The following is a 22823-nucleotide window of genomic DNA, read 5'->3' as shown; positions in this document are numbered from 1 at the left end:
AAGCTTGACCATTACAATGTCTGAGAATACGGTCTCGACGATTTACATGTTGGAGAATCAAGGATGAAAGATTCTTATGGGACCAAGCCTACTGCTTGTCTCGCCCTGTCTGATGGAACAGTTTTTTATGGTGAAGGCTTTGGCTCAACTGGACGGAAAACCGCCGAATTATGTTTTAACACATCTATGACTGGATATCAGGAAATTTTGACCGACCCTTCTTACGCTGGCCAAATTGTGACTTTTACTTTTCCACATATCGGAAACGTGGGGGTCAATCTAGAAGATAATGAAGCCAACATGCCATTCGCTTCCGGGATGGTAGTAAAATGGCGCCCAACTTTAGCTTCAAATTGGAGATCACAACAAAATCTAATTGAATGGTTAGAAAACAATAAGCTTATCGCTATTGGTGGAATTGATACAAGAAGACTAACTAGGATAATAAGAAAACAAGGAGCTCCACATGTTGCGATAGAGCACAATGCAGATAGTGACTTTGATACCGATAGCCTTATCAATGATGCTAGAAACTTCGCGGGGCTTTCAGGCCTCGATCTTGCAAAGAATGTTACCTCAAGCAAGACATATAGTTGGAGTCAAGACCGCTGGAGATGGTCTGGAGGGTACAGTAACATTGAAAAAAGCAAGGCACGGGTTGTCGCCATAGACTTTGGAGTTAAAGAAAATATACTTAGGTGTTTAACAGCAATTAAATGTGAAGTAATTGTTTTACCAGCCACTGCAACCGCTGAAGAAGTTCTAGCTTACGATCCAGATGGTGTATTTTTATCTAACGGCCCTGGGGATCCGGAAGCGACAGGTAAGTATTCTATCAATATGATTAGACAATTATTAAAGCTTCCTGAGTTACCAATATTTGGTATTTGCCTTGGGCATCAAATGCTCGCGTTGGCTTTGGGCGCCAGAACAATTAAGATGAACCACGGCCATCATGGTGCGAACCATCCCGTTAAAGATCTTACAACTGGTAAGGTTGAAATAACAGCAATGAACCATGGTTTTGCTGTAGATACACAATCTCTACCAAATAACGTGAAGGAAACTCATGTTTCCCTTTTTGATGGATCAAATTGCGGTATCAAACTTGTGGGCAGACCAGTTTACTCAGTTCAGCATCACCCAGAGGCAAGCCCAGGCCCTATGGATAGTTTCTATCTATTTGAAAGATTTGCAGCAGATATTGATAAGAAGAAAACAATGGCTGTGTAATAATTTTTATCTCAAGCTTGTTTTACTCTTCTCTGAGTTCTTGCTTCAATCTAGTGACGTAAGCGACAGATATATGATCCCTTAAACAATTATACGCATCTTGAGCTTTACCGGCAATTATTGCATCAACAATGGCTTGGTGTTCAGCCATAGCAATCTCCCCCCGACCATCAACAGCCAGAGACGTAGTTGCCATTAATGCCATAGACCTGTGAACCAAATCCAGTTGCTGTACCAAGTAGCGATTATGAGAAGCTAGATGAATTTGCTTATGAAATCTACGATTTGCCCTCGCAAGTGCAGTTGGATCTCCCATTAACGTTCGATCGTTGTCAACCATATCTTGTAGAACTCTTTTCTCCTCATCCGTGGCGTGTTTAGCTGCTAATTTCGCAGCCAAACCTTCTAATTCCGCACGAACAACATATAATTCTGCCATTTGGTTATGATCAAGCGATGAAACAATTAAACTTCGCCCATCTCTTTCCAAAAGAGATTGCGTTTCTAATTTTTGTAGTGCCTCTCTAATCGGGGTTCTAGATACCCCAAATTTATCAGCTAAATCAATTTCAACTAAACGATCTCCGGGTTTGAATACTCCAGTATCAATCGACTCTAGAATTAAAGCGTAAGCATCTTTATTTGTGTGTTTGTACATCTAAAATAGTAACTTGATATTTTACGATAAACTTAAGTAGAAATAAAAAGTTAAGTACAATTATCTAAAATAGCAACTAGAAAATTACTTTGGAAACATAAAATCGATAGCCGCTATCATTTTAGCTTAAACCATTTCTTACGTCGCAGTCAGTTTATTATTTAAATAATTTTAAAAAATTCGATCAGAATGCATCTAATCTATCGGAAATAGGTATTAGTTTGGCCCAACTATACATAATATCACAATGCTGCAAAACTTTATCTTCCCTACTCTCCAATGAAATATCAAAGAACAGGCGCATTGCCCAAAGTTAAACCAAATTTATAGGTTTTTTTTGATTGTAAAGATCCATATATGAACCTTTAAATTTCGTTATAAAGTATTAAATGTCGTGTTAAGAAGTGGTAGTGACAAATTATCACATTTTACAGGAAAATATTTTTGCCTAACACATCGATAAAGTGCGTTTAACAACGAAGAAACTAAAAGAATATTTGGTTGCATTCCTCATTCAAAAAATAAAAATATAATAAATCGAGCCAAATGCTTTTCAAACGTACCATGAGGTTAATGATTGAGAAATAGAAACATAGATATCTTTATATCTGGAGCTGGGCCGGCCGGTTTACTCGCCTCTTTATCTTTTGCATCTCTGGGCTACTCTGTATTTTGTGCGGACCCCAAAAAGCCAGTAACTCAATCAAACGAAGATGGTGCAGATCTCCGAACAACTGCATTCTTGCAGCCCGCAAAAACTTTCATGGCCTCACTAGGTTTGTGGGAAAAACTTGAGCATTTCGCTATCCCAATGGAAATTATGCGTATTATTGACTCAGCGGGTGACAATTGGCCTCCACGAGAAACGACAGCAAAAGACTTTTTAGCATCCGAGATTTCCGACCTGCCTTTTGGTTGGAATATACCCAATTGGCTGCTGCGACGAACTCTGCTTGAAAATGCCATGGAATATAGCAATCTTGAGTTAAAATTTGGCTTAACTACTTCATCAATTATACGACGTGACGACGCAGCATATGTATATCTCAACGACGGAAGTCAAATAAAATCTAAACTTATTATTGGTGCAGATGGAAGAGACTCTCTGGTTCGGGACAAATCTCAAATTAAAATTTCAAAAAGAGAGTTTCCCCAAAAAGCCTTAACTTTTATTGTCACTCATGAGAGACCCCATAAAAATGCATCGATTGAAATACATCGATCGGGAGGTCCATTTACTTTTGTACCGCTGGCAGACTTTGAAGGAAAACCTTGCTCTTCTGTAGTATGGATGGAAAGCAACAAAAATGTTAAACGACTTTTGACACTCAAAACTAAGGAATTTGAGGAAGAGGCAAATAATCGCTCGTGTATGCACTTGGGAAAACTCAGAGTAATAAGTGAGATCTCTGATTGGCCAATCATTTCACAACTAGCAAAGCAACTAACAGCAAAAAGAACAGCCTTAATAGCGGAGGCCGCCCATGTTTTGCCACCTATTGGTGCTCAAGGATTAAATATGAGCCTAGCCGATATAAAATCGTTACATGAGTTGGCAAAAAGCCCTTCTAGACTAAGTAACATCAATGAAATTTTGTCGAAATATGAACAGTCACGAAATCTCGATATCAAAACACGAGTTTTGGGAATAAACGCATTAAATGAAGTATCTAAAAGCTCGATATCTGTCGCTCAAAAGTCTCGGACGCTAGGGATAAATTTCTTACACTCATCTCCTAAGGTACGTTACAGACTTATGCAATTAGGGCTCGGTCTTAAGGGGCCCAATTAATAGCGAAAAAAAATCTAAAGAACTTGATCTATCACACGTCGTAACCGATCAACGGTCCCACTGACATCATAAAGTTTATCAAGCCCAAACAAACCTAACCTGAAAGTCATAAAATTTTGGGGTTCATCACAGGCTAATGGAACGCCCGCAGCGATTTGCATACCTAAATTGGTAAATTTAGAACCATTTTGTATAGAAGGGTCTTGTGTATAGCTCACAACAACACCAGGAGCACCAAAACCCTCAGGCGCTACGGAATTTACGCCTTTATCTTTAAGCATACCTCTGACTTTATTGCCTAAATCCCACTGTGCATCGTGTAATCTATCGAAACCATATTCCTTTGTTTCTAGCATAGTGTCTCTAAAAGCCCTCAACGCATCAGTCGGCATCGTAGTATGGTAAGCATGACCACCGCTCTCGTAGGCTTGCATTATCGAGTGCCACTTCTTCAAATCGATCGCAAAGCTGTCGGAGTTAGATGTTTCCATGCGTTCAATCGCTAAGGTTGATAGCATGACTAAACCTGCCGACGGTGATGCAGACCAACCTTTTTGTGGGGCAGAAATTAGAACATCCACACCTAGCTCGTTCATATCTATCCAAGCGCAACCTGATGCAATACAGTCGAGAACCATAATTGCTCCAACTTCATGGGCTGCTTCTGCCATTTTCTTAATATAACTATCGGGTAAAATTATTCCAGCTGACGTCTCTACATGCGGGGCAAAGACGATGTCAGGGGAATAAGACCTTATCTTTGAAACCAATTCATCTATTGGAACTGGATGGAAGGGTGCCTGCTCAGAATTTTTCTCTCTCCTCGCTTTCATAACCTCCACCGACTGAGCAAGGCCATTGCTTTCGAAGATCTGGCTCCAGCGATATGAAAACCACCCGTTTCTGGCCACTAAAACTTTTGCATCGCGACCAAACTGGCGTGCTACTGCTTCCATTCCAAAAGTACCACCACCAGGAACAATAACTACAGCATCAGAGCTATAAACTTCCTTAAGCATCCCTGAAATATCATTCATAACTTGCTGAAATGAGGACGACATATGATTAAGCGATCTGTCCGTGAAAACTACGGAAAATTCTTCCAAACCATTAGGATCAATATTATCAAGTAAAGCGCCCATTTTTGTCCCCTATAAAATCTCTAATTTTGATAATAAAACAACTGTATTCAAAATCAATCAGTTGAGTATAAATTTTTTAAATTTTACTTTTCAATGCAAAAAATAATCACACCGGGCCCTGCCGTTTCTCTTCACTCAGCAGAACATTTGCTTCAATCTCACCAGCTCCAGGAAGTGTCATAATCCTGCGTCTTAAAATTCGCTCAAAATCAGTAATATCTCGCGCTATAATTCTTATTCTGTAATCATAAACTCCTAAAACATGTTCAACAGTTTGTACCTCCGGTATGGCTGTAACTGCTCGTTCGAAATCTTCTAATCGAATTTGGCCTTTTCTGGCTAATTTTATGCCCAAAAAGACAGTGACACTAAAACCTACTTTTTCGCTATCCAATACTATACGACTACCAGAAATAATCCCCTCATTGTAAAACCGTTTAATACGGCGCCAGATGGCTGGTTGTGATAAACCAACTTGATCCACAAAAGAACCTGCCGACCTACTACAATCTCTTTGAAGTTCCTTGAGGAGCTGCAAATCTATTTCATCAAGTTCCGTCAAATCGGTAAAACCTCTTTATTTTGCACACGAGCAATGTGCATCAACGGCTCAATTTCCAATAGATGAGGTAAACGAAGAATTCTTTCTCTATAAACTTTTTGGTAATCATCCATATCTTTTGCAATTAAAAGTAACCTGACATCCACCTTGCCTAGAAAAGTTTGAATTTCAATTACCTCTTCAATCTTGCGAGCCTCAGACATAAAATTATCGAAAGCAGAGTGATGAGTTTTATCTAATGTTATGCGTAAGGATACTTCAACTTTATAACCTAATATTTGCCAGTTGATTATAGCCTCCTTTGCAACAATTTGACCATTTTGTCTTAATCGAGCCAATCTTCGAGACAAGACTGCCGGCGTTGTGCCCGCTTTTGACGCAAGCTGCGCCATCTGAATATCGGGGTCTGATTGGTAAATTCTCAAAATTCGAGCATCTAAGTCTTTAAGCATAACTTTTGCATTTATCTCTATATGCTTTTATTAAAATATTTAAAATAATATAACAAATTACAAAAAAGAAAACAATATTCGAATTTAAATGTATATTCAATAATTCAATTGTACTTTGCGAGGAAATTATGAGAGTTTATTACGATAGAGATTGTGACGTTAATCTAATTAAGGAAAAGAAAGTAGCCATTTTGGGATATGGATCTCAAGGGCATGCACATGCTTTGAATTTAAGAGACAGTGGAGCCAAAAATTTAGTAGTCGCTCTGCGTGAGGGCTCACCGTCCGCAAAAAAAGCACAAGGTGAGGGTCTTCAGGTGATGGAAATAGCCGAGGCTGCTGCTTGGTGCGATTTACTTATGTTTACCATGCCAGATGAGTTGCAAGCTCAAACTTACAAACTTTACGTGCACGACAATATAAAAGAGGGCGCTGCAATAGCCTTTGCGCATGGGTTAAACGTTCATTTTGGCTTAATTGAACCCAAAGATGGCGTTGACGTCATTATGATGGCGCCTAAGGGGCCAGGGCATACCGTTAGAGGGGAATATACCAAGGGAGGAGGCGTACCGTGTCTTGTTGCTGTAGATAATGACGCCAGTGGAAAAGCATTAGAGATTGGCCTTTCCTATTGCTCTGCTATTGGAGGCGGGCGATCAGGTATAATTGAAACAAATTTTCGCGAAGAATGTGAAACCGATCTATTTGGAGAACAAGCGGTTCTATGTGGCGGCTTGGTAGAATTAATCAGAATGGGTTTTGAAACTTTGGTGGAGGCCGGATATGCACCAGAGATGGCTTATTTCGAGTGTCTTCATGAAGTAAAGTTAATCGTTGACCTAATTTATGAAGGTGGAATTGCCAACATGAATTATTCAATATCTAACACCGCAGAATATGGTGAGTATGTTTCTGGGCCTCGAATACTGCCATATGATGAAACAAAAGCGAAGATGAAAGCTGTGTTGAAAGATATTCAAACTGGAAAATTTGTAAGAGACTTCATGCAAGAAAATGCAGTTGGACAGCCCTACTTTAAGGGAACACGGCGTTTAAATGATGATCACGAAATAGAAAAAGTCGGTGAAAAGTTAAGAGGTATGATGCCATGGATATCAGCAGGCAAAATGGTTGATAAAGATCGAAATTAAGGTTGATTTACAAAAGGCAGCTAAAGAATAATTGCTGCCTTTTATCTATCATGAGATCAAACCGAACGTTATCGTTTTATAGCGATAGTTAAATGGAAAATAACATAACTAAACAAAGCTGGCTCTTATTAACAGTTCTTGGGTTAATATGGGGCAGCACATTCATGATTATAGAATTGGCTCTAGATGGTATCACTCCATTTTGGCTTGCAGCAGCCCGGATATCGATAGCAGCTGTGATTACAAATATCATATGGCTTTTCTCATCTAGGCAACTATTCCTAACTCAGGCAAAAGACTGGCCCACCCTTATATTTTCGGGTGTTTTTGCAACCGCGGCTCCATTTATTGCTCTCAGCTGGGGTCAGCAATATGTAACCTCCGCTTTTGCGGGTATTTCAATGGCTTCTGTTGCATTATTAATCTTACCACTTTCATATTTTTTTGTCGTGAGTGAAAAAATTACAACTTTCACAATCTTAGGAATGTTCTTTGGATTCTTTGGGGTAGTTATCCTTTTGGGACCTGAAGTTTTTTTAACTTCAAATGAGACAAAAGAAGCTTACGGTAGGCTAGCTTGTTTATTTGCCACCTTTTGCTATGCAACTAGTGCCGTACTCACTAAGCGCTTACCCGCAATAGATCCAATTGGACTGGCGGCAGTTTCTTTAACCTCCGGTGCAATGTTTGTCATACCATCTGCATGGTTGATAGAGGGAGGTCCACCATCCGTATCTGAGCAAACACTAACTTACTTGCTTATTTTGGGTCTTTTCCCGACAGCGGCAGCAACTTTTTTAAGAATTATAATAATTCGAACTGCTGGTCCCATATTTATGACCCTTACAAATTTTCAGGTCCCACTTTGGTCTGTATTTTTTAGCATTATATTACTCAACGAACCTTTTAAAATTTCAATGATCATTGCGTTAGCGTTGATATTGATCGGACTTGCGATAAGTCAAACGTCAGAAATAAAAAAGGTTATAAAAATAAATAGTTTATAATTCTTTAATCGCTGCGACTACTGGCGACATTGTAGCGTCTATAACTGAGGCATCTTCAGCCTCAACCATTATTCTTATTAGTTTTTCCGTTCCCGATTTTCTCACCAATAAACGACCAAATCCTGAAATCTTTTTTTCGGACTCTGAAATTATTTTCTTGATAGATGGGTGATCTAAGGGATTCTTATCACCCGCATAAGTTATATTTTCTGTCTTCTGCGGAGCGAGATCAAATGGACGCCCGACCACACTAGCCACCTCACCTGTCCGAACCATTTCTGCTAGAAATTGCAATCCTGCCATTAGTCCATCACCAGTAGTTGAGTAGTCCATCATAACTACGTGTCCTGACTTTTCTCCCCCCAAATTAAAACCATTTAGCCTCATGCGCTCTACTACATATCTGTCTCCAACAAAAGTTCGCACTAGTTTTATTCCCTCTTGCTTCAGAAAAGCCTCTAACCTCATATTCGACATAACTGTCGATACCAAAGTATTCTCCACCAAATTACCGTTCTTGAACCACCGAGAGCCGATCATGCCCAAAAACTGATCACCATCAATGGGTCTCCCATACTCATCAATTATTAATACGCGGTCTGCATCCCCATCCAAACAAATTGCCACATCAGCGCCATGAGCAACAACTGTTTCAGCTGCTACTGTTGGACTAGTTGAGCCACATTCTAAATTAATATTTCTGCCGTCCGGTGAAACACCAACGGGTATGACTTCTGCGCCGAGTTCCCATAAAACTTCTGGCGCCGCTTTATACCCAGCTCCATTAGCGCAATCTATTACCACTTTTAGACCGTCTAATCTCATTTGATTTGGAAAACTAGATTTGACTCTTTCTATATATCTATACCGGCCATCATCAATTCGCTTTGCTCTTCCAATATCCTCTGGGGACACATAAACTATTCCTTTGGAAACTAACGCCTCAATTTCAAGTTCCACGCTGTCTGACAATTTATAACCATCAGGACCAAAGAATTTTATACCGTTATCACTATGTTCATTATGGCTAGCAGATATCATAATGCCCAAATCAGCTCTCATAGAATTTGTTAAAAGCCCTACCGCAGGTGTGGGAACTGGGCCAAGTAGTAAAACATTCATGCCAGACGAGGTCAGACCAGCTGTTAACGCATTTTCAAACATATAGCCGGACAGGCGTGTATCTTTACCAATAACAACACGATGAGACTTTTTATTTGCTCGCCGAAAGTATGACCCAGCTGCTGCTCCAAGTTTCAGACAGAAGTCTGCAGTCATGGGATAGGAATTAGCCCTACCACGAACTCCATCTGTACCAAAAAATTTACGAGACATTGAATCTCCTAGTTACTCTGAGTGTATACTATGCCATAGTTTCATAGCCTGAACAGTCTCTTTTACATCATGTACCCTGAAAATTTGCACGCCCTGGGACCTAGCAAACAAGGCAACAGATACCGAGCCTGACAATCTGTCTTCATTTTCTTCAAGTTCAGCAATAGTTTTTATAAACTTTTTCCTCGAAACACCAATAAGTATTGGCACACCCAATCCATGGAACAGACTTATCCGTCGCAATAAATCGACGTTGTGCTTTAAAGTTTTTCCAAACCCTATTCCCGGATCAACTATTATATTTTTTCTTTGCATGCCTGATTTTACAAGCTTTTCAATTTGCTCACTTAGAAAGTCATAAATATCCAAACATACATCTTGATATGTTGGCTTAGCTTGCATTGTTTCTGGAAGACCTTGCGAATGCATAATACATACCGGAATATTTTGCTTTACGCAGAGTTCACTCATTTTAGAATCAAATGTTAATCCAGAAACATCATTTACGAGCACTGCACCATTGGACACAGCCAACCCTGCGACTTCAGATTTTCGAGTATCTACCGAAATTGGCACTGGAATTTTTTTTGCCATCTTATCAATGATCGGTATTACCCTCGATATTTCCTCTGAAATTTCAACCTCAACAGCACCGGGCCGAGTACTTTCCCCGCCTATATCAATTATATCTGCTCCATCGGAAATCATAGATTTTAAATGCTCTTCGGCTGTTTCAACAGAAGAGTACTTTCCACCATCGGAAAAACTGTCTGGCGTGACATTTAATATACCCATAACCCTAGGAACATCAAAAGAAAGTCTACAAATATTCACTCTCTCGTTAGTAATATTCTGCAAGATATTATCAGGAATATTTTTCGCCAAAACTATCTGAGGCTCTGTATTTCTTGCTAGCTTTTCCGCATGGGTAAACCAAAAATGCGTACCTTGCATGACTTGTGCATTATCTGGAATGGAAAGATCAGTGTTGAGTATCGGACGGAAATATTCTGTCATTTTTAATGTCTGTTACATCTATTCAGAAAATATTTTCTTTCAACGGCAATATAACGGTGAGCCTGTCTTTATTATAGAGCACAGGCTCCACCCCGATAACACTTAACTTCTCTCCGTTAAGGTAGTTCATAAGCCAATAAGCCAACTGATAAGAGTGATCAGCATCAACGTCCGGAGGATCATTAGCATCCAGAATTATTTTTGACGGAGCCCAAACTGAAATTTGGCCCTGCTTTATTGCGTAATCCAATTCAGTTTTTGTTGAAACTACGACACATTTTGAGTTTTTACCTGCCAATATCCATGCATTCTGCTCAATTGATAGTAAATCCAGCCTTCGAAGAATTGCAGGTTTCTGATTTTTTGCCTCAAACGATGTTTCAGGAACGCCAACACATAGAACAACTGGTTGGGTTTTAGCGGAAAGCTGATTTATCCATGTATCCAAGTGAATCGAATTAATGGCTGCATTACTCAGATATATGACATGAGGTCTAATTGATACCTCATCGCCGTTTGCAGCAGACCGGGTAGTAGAATTGTAATCTTTTTCGGTCCGTACAATTTCCACTCCTAAAGCACCCGGACCTCTATCAAGCTTTTCAATTCTAACAAAAACTCGATGAGCTTGGGGCTCATTTAGCACTCTATCGGCAATACGTTCAGCTAGTGTTTCAAGAAGATTTACTCGCTCGGCAAAGACTTCGTCCGAAATAGCCTCAGTAACCTTATCATAAGATAAAATCTTATCTACATCATCGTCTATCACTTGATGGACTGGATTTACCTCAACAACAACGTTAAAACAAATCCTCTGAGTAGTTCCACGCTCTGATTGGAATGCACCAATTTCCACCTCTACTATATGATCACGAAGTGAAATTCTGTCTAGTTCAGTAGCAGAAAAATTGCTTCTAGACCTTTCAACTGGATGACTGAAAGCCAACTTAATTTCATTCGTCATTATTTAATCCTTTGAGCTGCTTAAGCTTCGCACAAATATCAACCGCAGACCATGATTAGTTTAGGTAATGTCAAACTATTATTTAAATTTAATGTAATTTAACTAATTAACTAATGCGTTATCAGAATAAAATTTATGATCGCCTATTATACCAGTTCTTACTAGCTTCTTCGCCCAACTAGGATTGACTGATTTGGCATGATAATAAAGAGCTCCGTTTGTGAGATTAATTTTTACATCCCATAAAGTCATCTTAGCTATTTTACCCGCTCTCGCATAGCTAGCTTTATCGTCGATACTCTCTAGCAATCCATCACACATGTAAGTAAACTGGCATTTATAACGGTTTTTATTTGTTCCTTGATTAACTACACCGCAAACAGTATCGGGAAATTTACTACTATCAGCCCTATTAACTATCACTTCAGCAACAGCAAATTGTCCAATCACAGATTCACCTCTTGCTTCAAAATAAAGAGCATCCGCCAGACACTTCCATTCTTTACCACCGTGATAACTTGGTAGTCCATCAATATAACTTTGATCGACAATATTCTCAACACGCCTCATGGAAGGATCTACTAACATATCCATTACGAAAATTGGCAAGCTGTCATGATGACTTTTTTGTATTTCAATTAGCGTATTAAGGCTGTTCCCATTCGCCAAAGAAAAATATGAAGTTGAAGTAATAATCACGGCTATTGCAATTATTTTTTTATAATTTGCGTATACCATTTAAGCGACCAAGTTTCATTATTGCTCAGGTTCTGGATCTAACTAATTTGAGTTGAAATGGCAACCTGCGCGGCTGCAAGTTTTGCTACCGGAACACGATATGGTGAACAAGAAACATAATGGAAGCCTAATTGATGACAGAAAGCTATTGATTCTGGATTACCTCCATGCTCGCCACAGATTGAAAGAGTAATATTAGGCTTGATAGATCTTGCTCTATCCGCACCCAATTTCACAAGCTCTCCAACACCCTCAGGGTCTAAGATGTGAAAAGGATCCTCTTGAAAAACGCCTTGCTGAACGTATTGAGACATAAACTTTCCCGCATCGTCTCTCGAAAGGCCATAAGCCATTTGTGTTAAGTCGTTTGTTCCAAAACTCAAAAACTCTGAGTTCATAGCAATATCACTTGCTCTTAGGGCCGCACGTGGGGTTTCCACCATCACACCCAGTTTATAATTTACCTCTGCAGATGTTTCTAATTCTACTTGCGACGCTACAGAAGCAACTCTTTTCTTAACAAGTTCTACTTCGCGTTTAGCACTTACAAGTGGTATCATTATTTCTGGAACCACTGAAATACCTTCCTTGCTCACTTGAACTATAGCCTCAAAAATTGCCCTGGCTTGCATTTCGTAGATTTCTGGCACTGTAACGCCTAAGCGTACTCCACGCATACCTAACATTGGATTGTATTCACCCATTGTTTCGACTCTTCTTACGACGTCTGATAGCGGCAAACCCAAAGCTTCTGCCAAATCATGCATACCTTCTCTGTCGGAGGGAAGGAATTCATGAAGTGGCGGATCGAAAAGCCTTATACAAACAGGTAAATCCTTCATGATTTCAAATAATTCAATAAAATCTTTACGTTGCATGGGCAACAATCTTTCCAAGACTAACCGCCGATCCTCGGCAGATTTCGCAAAGATCATTTCCCGCATCACAGTAAGACGGTCACTTTCAAAAAACATGTGCTCTGTTCTGCAAAGGCCAATCCCCTGAGCATTAAATTTCCTAGCAGTTAAAGCATCTTGAGGAGTATCAGCATTAGCGCGAACTGTCATGTCTGAAACTTCATCAGTCCACTCAAGAAGTGTTTGAAAAGCATCATCTAAGGCCGCCTCAACCATTTTAGGAGAACCGAACAATATGTCACCGCTTGTTCCGTCAATAGTTATTTCATCACCTTCTTTTAATTGACGGCCGTTATTGCAAATTAGACTTTTCCTCTTAATTTGAAATCGAATATCCTTTACGCCCACCACACACGGCAAACCTATGCCTCTTCCAATTACTGCTGCGTGACTAGTTATTCCACCTCTTTCTGTAACAACCCCAACCGCTGCGTGCATTCCCCTCACGTCTTCTGGCGACGTTTCTCTCCGCACCAAGATACAGTCAATTCCCCTAGATGCGTGTGACTGCGCAGCTTCGGCTGAAAAAACAATTTTGCCAGTTGCCGCACCTGGGCTCGCCGCAACCCCACTTCCCAACACATCGCGGTCAGCATCAGGATCAATTTGCCTATGCAGTAGTTCACTTATCGCTCTTGGCTCAACTCTCATGATAGCTTCATTGCGTGAAATAATGCCATCTTCGGCAAGTGACACAGCAACTCTCACAGCAGCCTGTGAGCGCCTAGGAGTTCTAACTCCATCTAAAATGTTTAAGATACCATTTTGAATACTGAACTCAATTTGCATTTCTTCACGCAATTTCAATCGCATAATGGTAGCAAATTCAACTAGTTGCCTAAAAATTTCTTCATTATTATCTTCCAACGACCAGCCTCTATCATCCTTAGTTAAATAGAGAGCGCCTACACTGGATTTTTCTGGTCGTATTTGCGATTGCTCCTTATACCGACCCTTAATTTTTGGCTTTCCATCGTTTTCATCAATAAGTTGCAAAGTCCCAGTGCCACACTCCCCTTCTCCTAAGCCGAATGCCATCACTTGGATAACCAAACCCAAACCAGCATCTAATGGTGCCCCTTTTGCCTGTCTTAACAACCTTGCAGTGGTACTTTCCCAAGTGCGCGCCATGGACCTAAGAATTTCCGAAAGCTGTTTAGTAATATCCTGTGGAAATTCATGCTCCGTTTCATTTTCATAAATCTCTAATACCTTAGCCAATGCTGCACTATTTTGAGTTTCAACTGGATTAAAAATGTCTGGATCTAAGCGAGCCACATGAAGCGAATAGGCCTGCACGAAATTAATATAGATTGATGATGCAGCATCTGCCCCGAGTTTTTGTTTTAGCTCTTCATAACGCAAATTATTCATACCAATATTCATGATAGCACTTGGGCCACCCCAATCTAGACTTTCTGATGATGGACGCACACAAAGTAGATCATTATTATTAAAATTACTTAAGATTTCTGGAAGGTCCTCAAAATTCCCTGCCGCAATTGAGTGGACGCCAGAAAATGAAATTGCAACTGTCTTAGGTACCGGCAGGTCTAATCGTAGCAATCGTTGAAGACACTTTGCTCTACCGCCATGTGTTGCTGTTGCTATTCTGGCTGACGGTGTAATTAGCTCGTAATCCAACTCACCTTGTCCCATTTCATTTCCTACTTATTTATTGGCATGGCGTTAAATTAAGTAATCATTATTATGCAAGCATTGCACTAAAAATCTTACCTATAAATTAATATTCTACTAACCAGATTGACCTTCGATTTTGCTAAGATCAGCTACTAAATTGCAAGTGGCTCGAATTTGGCCGAGTAAATTAAGCCGGTTCCGCCTAACAATGTCATTCTCAGAATTAACCTGAACACATTCGAAAAAATGATCTATCGGTTGTCTAAGATCCGTAACAGCTAAAATAGCCTTTTGAAAAGCTTCTTCAAAAACTGCCTGCTCAACAACTGAGTGCTGTTCCTTCAAGGCATTAAATAATTCCTTTTCAGGATCAACTTCCATATATTTTATTTCAGCTCCAAAAGAATATTCTACACCGTCTTTTTGCTCTGCTTTAGCCAAAATATTATTTGCTCGTTTAAATCCTTGAAAAAAGTCCTCGGCTTCATCACTACTTAAAAGGTTTGTAAGTGCACTAATTCGCTTTTTAACCAGCTTAAGATTTCCAACTTTTCCAACTGCTAAGCATGCATCGACTACATCATAACGGATATTTTTATCCCGGAGATAAATCTTAAACCTATCACGAATAAAATTCATCACATCAGATACTGCATCTGGATGATTACCAAACTTAGATAAATGTTCTAAATGAGCATTGAGAAGTTCGACTAAATCGAGTTCCAGATCATTTTCAAGAATTATTCTTATGACCCCAAGTGCAGCTCGTCTGAGTGCAAATGGATCTTTTGAACTAGTAGGTTTTTCATCAATAATCCAAAAGCCAAGTAATGTATCTAATTTATCAGCAAGAGAAACCGCGACGGATATTGAAGCCGTTGGCACAGGGTCATTTGGCCCCTTAGGAGCATAGTGGTCTTCGCATACTTTAGCTACATCTTGAGAATATCCTGCGCTTAAAGCGTAATATCTGCCCATAACACCCTGAAGCTCTGGAAATTCATAGACCATTTCAGACGCCAAATCACTCTTGCAGATATTTGCGCTCTTTACAGCATCTTCTATGTCGCACAAGAGTCGCTTTGCCAATATCTTTGTTAGAGCAGAAACACGCGTAACCTTATCCGCCTGACTTCCCAGTTTATTGTGAAATGTCACATTAACGAGCCTTCCTAGCCAAGCATCAAGACCGTCTTTTTGAATTAAACGAATGTCATTCTCCCAAAAGAATTTTGCATCGGATAATCTAGCATAAAGTACCTTTTGATTTCCCTTTAAAATCGTTTCGCCATTGTCTGCAGCTTCAATATTAGCAACTGTAATAAATCTTTCAATTTTACCAGTTTTCGAATTCTTTAACGAAAAAAACTTCTGATGTTCTTTCATAGACGCTTGGAGCACTTCAGCCGGTAGATCAGAGAATGCAGTATCTACTTCACCCAACAGTACAACGGGCCATTCAACCAAACCTGAAACTTCTTCTAATAAAGCACCATCATGGATCAGATCTAATCCATGAGCAAACGCCAAGTTATTTGCATCGTTTAAAATTATCTCAGCTCGTTCCTTGTGATCTAGGATTACATAAGCATCTCTTAACTTTCTTTTATAATCTTCAAAGTCTTTAACTTTAAAGTAGTCAGGAGCCATAAACCTATGGCCGGCAGTACGCACATCTGAATGTATTCCATCTATCTGCAACTCGATTAACTGATGCTCATCATTCCTTATAAAAATGCACAGTATTCCTTTAAGAGGTCTAACCCATTTTAGTGATGATGCACCCCATCGCATAGACTTCGGCCAAGGGAATGACCTTATTGTTTTTTCTAAAGCTTCAGCAACAATTTGCGTACAGATCTTTCCAGGCTTTTCTATCGATGCAAAATATTTATCTACATTGCCGTCCCTTTTTACTTCTAACTGATCTAAATTCAAATCAACGCTTCTCAGAAAGCCATCCACAGCCTGCTGAGGCGCATCTATTCTAGGCCCTTTACGCTCTTCATTGATATCAGGGGCTTTTTCGGGCAAACCACTCATAAATAGTGTAAGTCGTCTTGGGGTGGAATAGGCAGTTGCCGCGATTTCAGAAACGCCTTGATCAGCAAGAAAACTTAGCATGTTCTTCTTTAACTGATTTGCAGCAAATTCCTGCATTCTTGCTGGGATTTCTTCTGAAAGCAGCTCAATCAACAAATCTGGCATGATTAATCTCTCTTAGGGCATTCGTTGGAAACTGGAGAACCATCGTATAACTTATCTCCACAATCATTTATTTCATGCCAAATGTAACCTTTTCCGTTGTCTAAAATTGCCACAACTCTATCGACTCCATACATAATATTTTTCTTTGACAAAAACACCTCACCTTTCGCGCCATCTGCAAGGGAAAAACCCAAATCCTCTGCATTAAAGCACTCAAACCAATAGGGAGCAATTTTAGGTTCTGCACCTTCATATACCAAATATCTGTTGCGCAGATCATTCAGGTCTTCTGAAGTTTCAAAACAAGCACGGTATCGAATGGGCGAACTTTCAGAGGTAATTGCATGAAAATTCGAATAATCAATAACCTCTGGAAGCTCAGTTTTCTTTTCCACTATTGCAACGTCCGTTGTTCCATTTGGAATAACTTCTTCATAGAAGCTAAAAATTTGCAAATAATACAGGGCTGCACCTGCTAAAATTGCAGGTAAAACCAGAAAAGCCACAATTACTTTTCCGTTCAATTTTTTTGTCCTCCTGCCGCTGTTTGCACAAATGCATCTGCACATTTCTTTGTCAAATTTCTAACCCGAGATATATACGCCTGTCTTTCTGTAACGGATATAACACCACGCGCGTCTAATAGATTAAAAAAATGGCTCGCCTTTATGCACAGATCGTAAGCAGGATGAACCATAATTATTTTTTTTCCAGTCTTTGGATCCAATTCGTCGTGAGTTAAAATACGTTCACATTCTTTTTCAGCATCCTCAAAGTTTTTAAAAAGTATATCAGTATTTGCTGCATCAAAGTTCCATCTTGCATATTCCTGTTCAGTTTGCAGAAAAACATCGCCATACTTCAACGGCACTAGCGCTTCCGGCGAATTGAATGGCATTTCCATAACGTGGTTTACTCCCAAGACATACATCGCAAGCCGCTCCAGTCCATAGGTAAGTTCACCCGAGACGGGTTTGCAATCATGGCCGCCGACCTGCTGAAAATAGGTAAATTGGCTTACTTCCATACCGTCGCACCATACCTCCCATCCAAGCCCCCATGCGCCCAGCGTCGGGCTTTCCCAATCATCTTCGACAAACCTGACATCGTGAACACTCATCGACAAACCAATCGTTTCAAGGGACCCCAAATATAGTTCTTGAAAATGCTCAGGACTGGGTTTCATTATGACCTGAAATTGATAATAATGTTGCAGTCGATTAGGATTTTCGCCATATCTTCCATCGCTTGGTCGTCTGGACGGCTGAACGTAAGCAGCAGCCCAATGATTTTCGCCAAGTGATCTCAGTGTAGTAGCGGGATGGAACGTCCCTGCACCAACCTCCATATCGTAGGGCTGAAGAATTGCACAACCATTGTCTGACCAGTAGTTTTGCAACCTCAAAACAATTTCTTGGAACGATTTAGGTTTTGAAACATTCATAATTTTTACCATGTAATTCCATATACCTGCTTGCGACCTACTTATGCAATGCTATTACTAGGGTCAATTGGCAACAGTTTATTGATTTTAAATGATTTCAAAAATTTTTTATTGTAGATATTTTACAGGAAGATCACGGAACAACACCAAATCACTTGGGGTCGGGAATATTATGATAAGAATAATTCTTACATTATACCTTTTTATAGGCTCAGCAGTAACTGCAAATGAAATCCGCTGGATACAAGTCGAAACACTGCCGGGCATTGTTAGGGCTAAAGAGGCCACAAGCAGATTCTCAACAATTTTAACTGAAAATATTAATATATTTTCGTTAGATGACGGCTGGTATGCTGTATCCTTGGGGCCTTATGACACCGCGAAAGCATTTGAAATCTTAAACAATAAGTTGGATGCTAAACTCATTTCTCCAGATAGCTTTGTGACAGATGGTAAATATTACGGTGAGAAAGTTTGGACAGCGGGTAGCTTTGACATGGCAGATCTTGAAAAACTTTCTAATAATGGCAGCGCCGAATATGATCAAAATTATACCTTTGACTTAAATAAAGACATTCTGGATCCCTCACAAAGCAATAATTTATTATTTTCAAGCCTTGAGGAATTAGAACCGCTCGAAAAAGCACAATTTTTCGAGTCAAAGTTAAGTGATTTTTACAAAAAAGCCGTTCAATCAGCTTTGTTCGCTGAGGGTGTTTATGATTCTGAGATCGATGGACAATACGGTCCTGGCACTAGAAAGGCGATTACTGAGTGGCAAATTAAAAATGCTTATGAAGCAACAGGCTTTTTAACAATTTCACAGCAGTCAGAGCTTATAAAAAAGTACTTAAAACCATTACACACAAATGGTTTAAAGGTTGAGAAAAACATTCTGGCTGGAATAAAAATTCCATTGCCGAAAATTTTTAAAAAGCCAGCGAAGATAAATCCACCAATTATAACTTACGAGGCTGAACCTGAATCAAAAATAAAGGTTTTTCTGATATCGCAGCATGGTGATGAATATGATTTAAAAATTCTTTTTACCGCAATGCAAGATTTAGAAATAATTCCAAGTGGTGGGAAAAAAGTATTATTCCAAAACTCGTTTGAGCTGTCAGGTAAAAATAACGAGTTTGAGAGTTTTTTTACGGCAGTAAGTTCAAATAATAAGGTGAAGGGTTTCGGGTTAAAGTGGCCAATCGAGGAGGATTATATTGCAAAGAGGCTACTAGTAAAAATGAGGTTGGAGTTTGAAAGTATTCCGGGAGCACTCAGAGAGAGAGGGGGAGCAAATGAGGATCAAAACTTAAATGAATATCTTGGTTTTGAATTACGTCGTCCAAAGTACTCACGATCTGGTCTTTTTATTGATGAGGAAGCAAAAATAATAACGCAATCAAGCGGCCTGTCAGATTGCTCCAGTTTAACCGTAAATGGGATATATAAGTACAAAATTGCAGCAGAGAATAAAGATTTAGACCTTGTACTTCTGGCTCCCGAACAAGTTCTAAAACCACTGAGCGTCATCGAGTATACAACTACTATGCCTAAAATTGGTGAACAGGTAGCTCTGTCAAGTTTTCCATATCAGGGAAAATTAAACAGATCTACCTTAACAGAGGGAACTGTAAGGGAATTGGAAGATTTAGGGGGAGATAAAAGAAAATTCCGCGTATCGATTCCAGTCAATCCAGGTGATAGTGGCGGCGGTTTATTTGACTTATCAGGGAATTTTATTGGACTTCATTTAGCAGAGCCATCTTACATAAATTTAGATGCTCAAATTGTTTTAAAAGCAAGAGAAATAACTAAATTTTTGGGCGAGGTTGGTTTATCAGAGTTAAAGCGCTCTTATCGCGCTGAGCCACTAGATCTACGGCAGATTGATTCTATGGCGAACCGAGTAACAGCTTTGATAAGTTGCTGGGAACAATATTAAATTTTCTTAGTTTCTCCAAAACTTCCTGGTGAATAAAATGTAAACCGCCATTAGTTCGAGGCGTCCAACTAACATTCCTATAATTAGCAACCATTTTGCCGCGTCATTTAAGCCCATAAAATTTGAAGACGGCCCAATTCGATCCCCTAAGCCAGGACCAATATTGCCCAAGGCTGCCACCGCTCCGGAAACCGACGTGATTAGATCTAATCCTGTTAATGACAGCAATATTGCAAGCACTCCAAGACTCAAAAAAAACATAACAAAAAAAGTCATCACCGAGTGGAGAACATCTTCTGCTACAGGGCGACCATCATACTTCAAAACTACAACTCTATGTGGGTAGCGAATTTTCCTGAGCTGTAAAAGAATAGCGGAAGCTACTAACTGATAACGAAAAACCTTTACAGAACAAGTTGTTGACCCAGCACACCCTCCAATCAGCCCAATGAAAAAAATCACAGAAACGAGCATACCTCCCCATTTCATATAATTGTCACTTGAATAACCTGTTCCTGAAATAATTGATGTTATATTAAATAATGATTTTCGCAGAGAATTTTCCCAATCCCCTGGAAATAGTGAGTTCAGAACAAAAAATACAAAAATAGCAATTGATAAGGTACTTATTAAAAATGTCTTGATCTGTGTGTCAGTAAAAATTGCCCGGCTATTTCCATTAACAAGCTGCACGTACCGAACAAAAGGTAGGGCAGCCATTATCATAAAAAATATGGCAACGTACTCTGCAGGTCCAGAAAAATTGCCAAAACTTTTATCATAATTTGAGAAGCCGCCAGTTGAAACTGTAGTAAAGGAATGAACTATTGCATCAAAAGCTGTCAGACCGACGGCCACATACGATAATGCACAGGCAATCGTAATGCCGAGATAAATTACAAATATTTGCAAAGAAATAGTAGTTGCTCGCGGTAAAATTTTGCCCATGGTATCGAATGCTTCTGCTCTGAAAATTTGCATCCCACCCACTCTCAACTCAGGTAGGAAAACCATGGCAACCACTATTATACCGATTCCACCAAGCCACTGCAAAATACCTCTCCATAAAAGAATACCTTTTGGTAGACTTTCAAGCCCAGACAGCACCGTCGATCCAGTAGTCGTGACGCCCGAGACAGCTTCGAAAAGAGCATCAACAAAGGAAAGCTGAGTACTTCCTATAATAAAGGGAATAGAACCAAATAGTGGAAGTGCAATCCAAACACCCGTAGTCAGAAGGATAGTTTTTTGAATATCAAGGCCTTCAGCCTTTCCGTTTGAGCACGCAATGGCAAGAAAACTTCCCGTTAATATTGTTATAAGAGCACTTTCAGCAAACACGCCCACATATCCCCGGCCCTCTGAAAAATCAACGGCCATTGGAACTAGCATTGCGACGCCTAACAACGTCAAAAGAATTCCTATGACATAACCTATGGGACGTAAATCTAACCGCATATGCTACGCTTGAACTTAGACATGGTTCCTGTCAAGCTTCAGTTACAACTATCCCACATGAATTAAACTAGAGAACATTTTTGGATCAAATGTATTCTGATCAAACGTCGGACCTTCGCATATGATAGAAATTGCATCATGGCTATGTAAACTTTCCTGATGACTTGCTATAACACGGAAATCACCAACACGGTCATCTGCTTTTAATGCTTCACAAAAAAGCCGCACAGCATCTTCAACAAAAATTGGATTCGCGGCATTCATTTCTGCGAATGCCTGTTCATCTTCTCTTTTAACCATAACCTGAGTTTCCGTAGGCACTGCACTTCGACAAATGTCAATTAAATCTTCGAACCAAAGTATGTGAGTATCTAAGATTTCGACAGAAATCCTAGCTACCGACCTCTGGGAATGAGGTGTGGCTAGCTGATTTCGTTCTTTTCTTGCATGTTCAGATAATTCAAGAGAGCATGGGCATGTTGAGCTATATACATAGTCTAAATGGATATAACGCGACCTTACGTTTTTTTTGTCCACCACCTCGACGCTGATATCATAATATTGAAATCCTTGAAGATTTGACCGCAAGCTCTTGATGGATTGCGGAAAAGATAATCGAAGCATTATTCTTGCATCAAAAGTATCTAAATCCTCTCTATAGTCATTTAAGGCAGATTCAATAACCTCAAAACTAAAAGTACTTTCTGAATACTTGTAGAAACTTCTCATTATGCGGGACATATTTATTCCCTTTTTATCCGCATCGAGACTTACTGATCCAGTCACGGAAGTCTCAAGCGTAAGCTCACCACCGTCTTTTTTCCTAAATTTGAGTGGAAGCCTAAAATTAGAAATACCCACGTGCTGTATAGATTGACGGGAACCTTTAATCATTGCAGCAGGACCATTTTGTAGGTCTGGCATTCTTGAAGCATAGTCTTTGTTTACTTCAAAATCATGTGGATATTCAGTATTAAAAACTGGATAGTCCTCTTTTTTAGGCAATAAACATTTGACAGCTACCAATTCTTCCTCTGTAAGCCTCCGCTTACCACCCTCGGAGAGCCATTGACGTAGTGTGTCAAGACTATCGGATCTCTGAGGAGTTTCTACAGTACTTTTATGGTTGGAAGCATGAACATTCATTATGTATTCCAGT

The 22823-nt window shown here is 39.7% G+C and carries 19 protein-coding genes; 5 read left to right on the top strand and 14 right to left on the bottom strand.

What is annotated here, in order from left to right; translation table 11 throughout:
• Positions 1-63 precede the first annotated feature (63 nt).
• Complete coding sequence (gene carA / locus ACTF5Q_RS04155) at positions 64-1233, top strand: glutamine-hydrolyzing carbamoyl-phosphate synthase small subunit (RefSeq protein ID WP_438953418.1); 1170 nt, start codon at positions 64-66, stop codon at positions 1231-1233.
• Between the two features lie 22 nt (positions 1234-1255).
• Here the strand turns inward: carA and ACTF5Q_RS04150 are convergent, their stop codons facing one another.
• A complete protein-coding gene (locus tag ACTF5Q_RS04150; RefSeq protein WP_438953417.1) occupies positions 1256-1891 on the bottom strand; it encodes a GntR family transcriptional regulator in 636 nt (211 codons plus the stop codon).
• 577 nt (positions 1892-2468) lie between these two features.
• Between ACTF5Q_RS04150 and ACTF5Q_RS04145 the strand changes: the two genes are divergently transcribed.
• Positions 2469-3683: an FAD-dependent monooxygenase gene (locus ACTF5Q_RS04145; RefSeq protein WP_438953416.1), complete on the top strand. Its 1215-nt coding sequence runs from the start codon at positions 2469-2471 to the stop codon at positions 3681-3683.
• Between the two features lie 14 nt (positions 3684-3697).
• Here the strand turns inward: ACTF5Q_RS04145 and ACTF5Q_RS04140 are convergent, their stop codons facing one another.
• The 3 genes from ACTF5Q_RS04140 to ACTF5Q_RS04130 all read right to left on the bottom strand — a co-directional run bounded on the left by ACTF5Q_RS04140 (position 3698) and on the right by ACTF5Q_RS04130 (position 5839).
• Complete coding sequence (locus ACTF5Q_RS04140) at positions 3698-4825, bottom strand: aminotransferase class V-fold PLP-dependent enzyme (RefSeq protein ID WP_438953415.1); 1128 nt, start codon at positions 4823-4825, stop codon at positions 3698-3700.
• A gap of 106 nt (positions 4826-4931) precedes the next feature.
• On the bottom strand, positions 4932-5387 hold the full coding sequence (locus tag ACTF5Q_RS04135) for an Lrp/AsnC family transcriptional regulator (RefSeq protein ID WP_438953414.1): 456 nt from the start codon (positions 5385-5387) through the stop codon (positions 4932-4934).
• Complete coding sequence (locus ACTF5Q_RS04130) at positions 5384-5839, bottom strand: Lrp/AsnC family transcriptional regulator (RefSeq protein ID WP_438953413.1); 456 nt, start codon at positions 5837-5839, stop codon at positions 5384-5386. Before ACTF5Q_RS04130 ends, ACTF5Q_RS04135 begins: the two co-directional genes overlap by 4 nt.
• 128 nt (positions 5840-5967) lie before the next feature.
• Between ACTF5Q_RS04130 and ilvC the strand changes: the two genes are divergently transcribed.
• Both ilvC and ACTF5Q_RS04120 read left to right on the top strand, forming a co-directional pair.
• Positions 5968-6990 (top strand): ketol-acid reductoisomerase, encoded by a 1023-nt coding sequence (gene ilvC, locus ACTF5Q_RS04125; RefSeq protein ID WP_438953412.1) that lies wholly within the window; start codon positions 5968-5970, stop codon positions 6988-6990.
• Positions 6991-7082: 92 nt separating this feature from the next.
• Positions 7083-7997, top strand: coding sequence for a DMT family transporter (locus tag ACTF5Q_RS04120; protein ID WP_438953411.1), 915 nt, complete (start codon positions 7083-7085; stop codon positions 7995-7997).
• Here ACTF5Q_RS04120 and glmM read toward each other — a convergent pair.
• The 8 genes from glmM to ACTF5Q_RS04080 all read right to left on the bottom strand — a co-directional run bounded on the left by glmM (position 7992) and on the right by ACTF5Q_RS04080 (position 18261).
• On the bottom strand, positions 7992-9332 hold the full coding sequence (gene glmM / locus ACTF5Q_RS04115) for a phosphoglucosamine mutase (protein WP_438953410.1): 1341 nt from the start codon (positions 9330-9332) through the stop codon (positions 7992-7994). The two genes, ACTF5Q_RS04120 and glmM, sit on opposite strands and share 6 nt — an antisense overlap.
• Positions 9333-9344: 12 nt before the next feature.
• The gene (gene folP / locus ACTF5Q_RS04110; protein ID WP_438953409.1) at positions 9345-10349 is read right to left on the bottom strand and encodes a dihydropteroate synthase; all 1005 of its coding nucleotides are present in this window, start codon (positions 10347-10349) and stop codon (positions 9345-9347) included.
• 22 nt (positions 10350-10371) lie between these two features.
• Positions 10372-11313 (bottom strand): dihydroneopterin aldolase, encoded by a 942-nt coding sequence (locus ACTF5Q_RS04105; protein ID WP_438953408.1) that lies wholly within the window; start codon positions 11311-11313, stop codon positions 10372-10374.
• 102 nt (positions 11314-11415) lie between these two features.
• Complete coding sequence (locus ACTF5Q_RS04100; protein ID WP_438953407.1) at positions 11416-12051, bottom strand: cell wall hydrolase; 636 nt, start codon at positions 12049-12051, stop codon at positions 11416-11418.
• A 38-nt stretch (positions 12052-12089) separates the two neighbouring features.
• Positions 12090-14627 carry a putative PEP-binding protein gene (locus ACTF5Q_RS04095; RefSeq protein ID WP_438953406.1) on the bottom strand — a complete coding sequence of 846 codons (2538 nt, stop codon included), beginning with the start codon at positions 14625-14627 and terminating at the stop codon, positions 12090-12092.
• Between the two features lie 96 nt (positions 14628-14723).
• Entirely contained in the window at positions 14724-16817 is a 2094-nt protein-coding gene (gene glyS / locus ACTF5Q_RS04090) for a glycine--tRNA ligase subunit beta (protein WP_438953405.1), read from the bottom strand.
• Between the two features lie 2 nt (positions 16818-16819).
• Positions 16820-17341, bottom strand: coding sequence for a DUF6446 family protein (locus ACTF5Q_RS04085; protein WP_438953404.1), 522 nt, complete (start codon positions 17339-17341; stop codon positions 16820-16822).
• Positions 17338-18261: a glycine--tRNA ligase subunit alpha gene (locus tag ACTF5Q_RS04080; protein ID WP_438953403.1), complete on the bottom strand. Its 924-nt coding sequence runs from the start codon at positions 18259-18261 to the stop codon at positions 17338-17340. Before ACTF5Q_RS04080 ends, ACTF5Q_RS04085 begins: the two co-directional genes overlap by 4 nt.
• Positions 18262-18433: 172 nt before the next feature.
• Between ACTF5Q_RS04080 and ACTF5Q_RS04075 the strand changes: the two genes are divergently transcribed.
• Entirely contained in the window at positions 18434-20206 is a 1773-nt protein-coding gene (locus tag ACTF5Q_RS04075) for a trypsin-like peptidase domain-containing protein (RefSeq protein WP_438953402.1), read from the top strand.
• Positions 20207-20212: 6 nt separating this feature from the next.
• Here ACTF5Q_RS04075 and ACTF5Q_RS04070 read toward each other — a convergent pair whose 3' ends face one another.
• Together ACTF5Q_RS04070 and folE2 are read right to left on the bottom strand one after the other, a co-directional pair.
• Positions 20213-21664: a TrkH family potassium uptake protein gene (locus tag ACTF5Q_RS04070; protein WP_438953401.1), complete on the bottom strand. Its 1452-nt coding sequence runs from the start codon at positions 21662-21664 to the stop codon at positions 20213-20215.
• Between the two features lie 48 nt (positions 21665-21712).
• Positions 21713-22810 (bottom strand): GTP cyclohydrolase FolE2, encoded by a 1098-nt coding sequence (gene folE2, locus ACTF5Q_RS04065; RefSeq protein WP_438953400.1) that lies wholly within the window; start codon positions 22808-22810, stop codon positions 21713-21715.
• Positions 22811-22823 lie beyond the last annotated feature (13 nt).

It is taken from the genome of Candidatus Salinivivens marinus (genome assembly GCF_965655845.1).
In the GTDB taxonomy this organism is placed as follows: Bacteria; Pseudomonadota; Alphaproteobacteria; order Rhodobacterales; family Rhodobacteraceae; genus Salinivivens; species Salinivivens marinus.
Note: the sequence above shows the minus strand (reverse complement) of the source record. Positions and strands in the feature narration are given on the sequence as shown.

Bases quoted from the DNA above. Each gene is read 5' to 3' on its own strand.
- ACTF5Q_RS04130 (WP_438953413.1), bottom strand. From the start codon at position 5,839: ATGCTTAAAGACTTAGATGCTCGAATTTTGAGAATTTACCAATCAGAC.
- glmM (WP_438953410.1), bottom strand. From the start codon at position 9,332: ATGTCTCGTAAATTTTTTGGTACAGATGGAGTTCGTGGTAGGGCTAAT.
- ACTF5Q_RS04120 (WP_438953411.1), top strand. From the start codon at position 7,083: ATGGAAAATAACATAACTAAACAAAGCTGGCTCTTATTAACAGTTCTT.
- ACTF5Q_RS04150 (WP_438953417.1), bottom strand. From the start codon at position 1,891: ATGTACAAACACACAAATAAAGATGCTTACGCTTTAATTCTAGAGTCG.
- folE2 (WP_438953400.1), bottom strand. From the start codon at position 22,810: ATGAATGTTCATGCTTCCAACCATAAAAGTACTGTAGAAACTCCTCAG.
- ACTF5Q_RS04070 (WP_438953401.1), bottom strand. From the start codon at position 21,664: ATGCGGTTAGATTTACGTCCCATAGGTTATGTCATAGGAATTCTTTTG.
- ACTF5Q_RS04105 (WP_438953408.1), bottom strand. From the start codon at position 11,313: ATGACGAATGAAATTAAGTTGGCTTTCAGTCATCCAGTTGAAAGGTCT.
- ACTF5Q_RS04100 (WP_438953407.1), bottom strand. From the start codon at position 12,051: ATGGTATACGCAAATTATAAAAAAATAATTGCAATAGCCGTGATTATT.
- carA (WP_438953418.1), top strand. From the start codon at position 64: ATGAAAGATTCTTATGGGACCAAGCCTACTGCTTGTCTCGCCCTGTCT.
- glyS (WP_438953405.1), bottom strand. From the start codon at position 16,817: ATGCCAGATTTGTTGATTGAGCTGCTTTCAGAAGAAATCCCAGCAAGA.
- ACTF5Q_RS04140 (WP_438953415.1), bottom strand. From the start codon at position 4,825: ATGGGCGCTTTACTTGATAATATTGATCCTAATGGTTTGGAAGAATTT.
- ilvC (WP_438953412.1), top strand. From the start codon at position 5,968: ATGAGAGTTTATTACGATAGAGATTGTGACGTTAATCTAATTAAGGAA.
- folP (WP_438953409.1), bottom strand. From the start codon at position 10,349: ATGACAGAATATTTCCGTCCGATACTCAACACTGATCTTTCCATTCCA.
- ACTF5Q_RS04075 (WP_438953402.1), top strand. From the start codon at position 18,434: ATGATAAGAATAATTCTTACATTATACCTTTTTATAGGCTCAGCAGTA.
- ACTF5Q_RS04095 (WP_438953406.1), bottom strand. From the start codon at position 14,627: ATGGGACAAGGTGAGTTGGATTACGAGCTAATTACACCGTCAGCCAGA.
- ACTF5Q_RS04080 (WP_438953403.1), bottom strand. From the start codon at position 18,261: ATGAATGTTTCAAAACCTAAATCGTTCCAAGAAATTGTTTTGAGGTTG.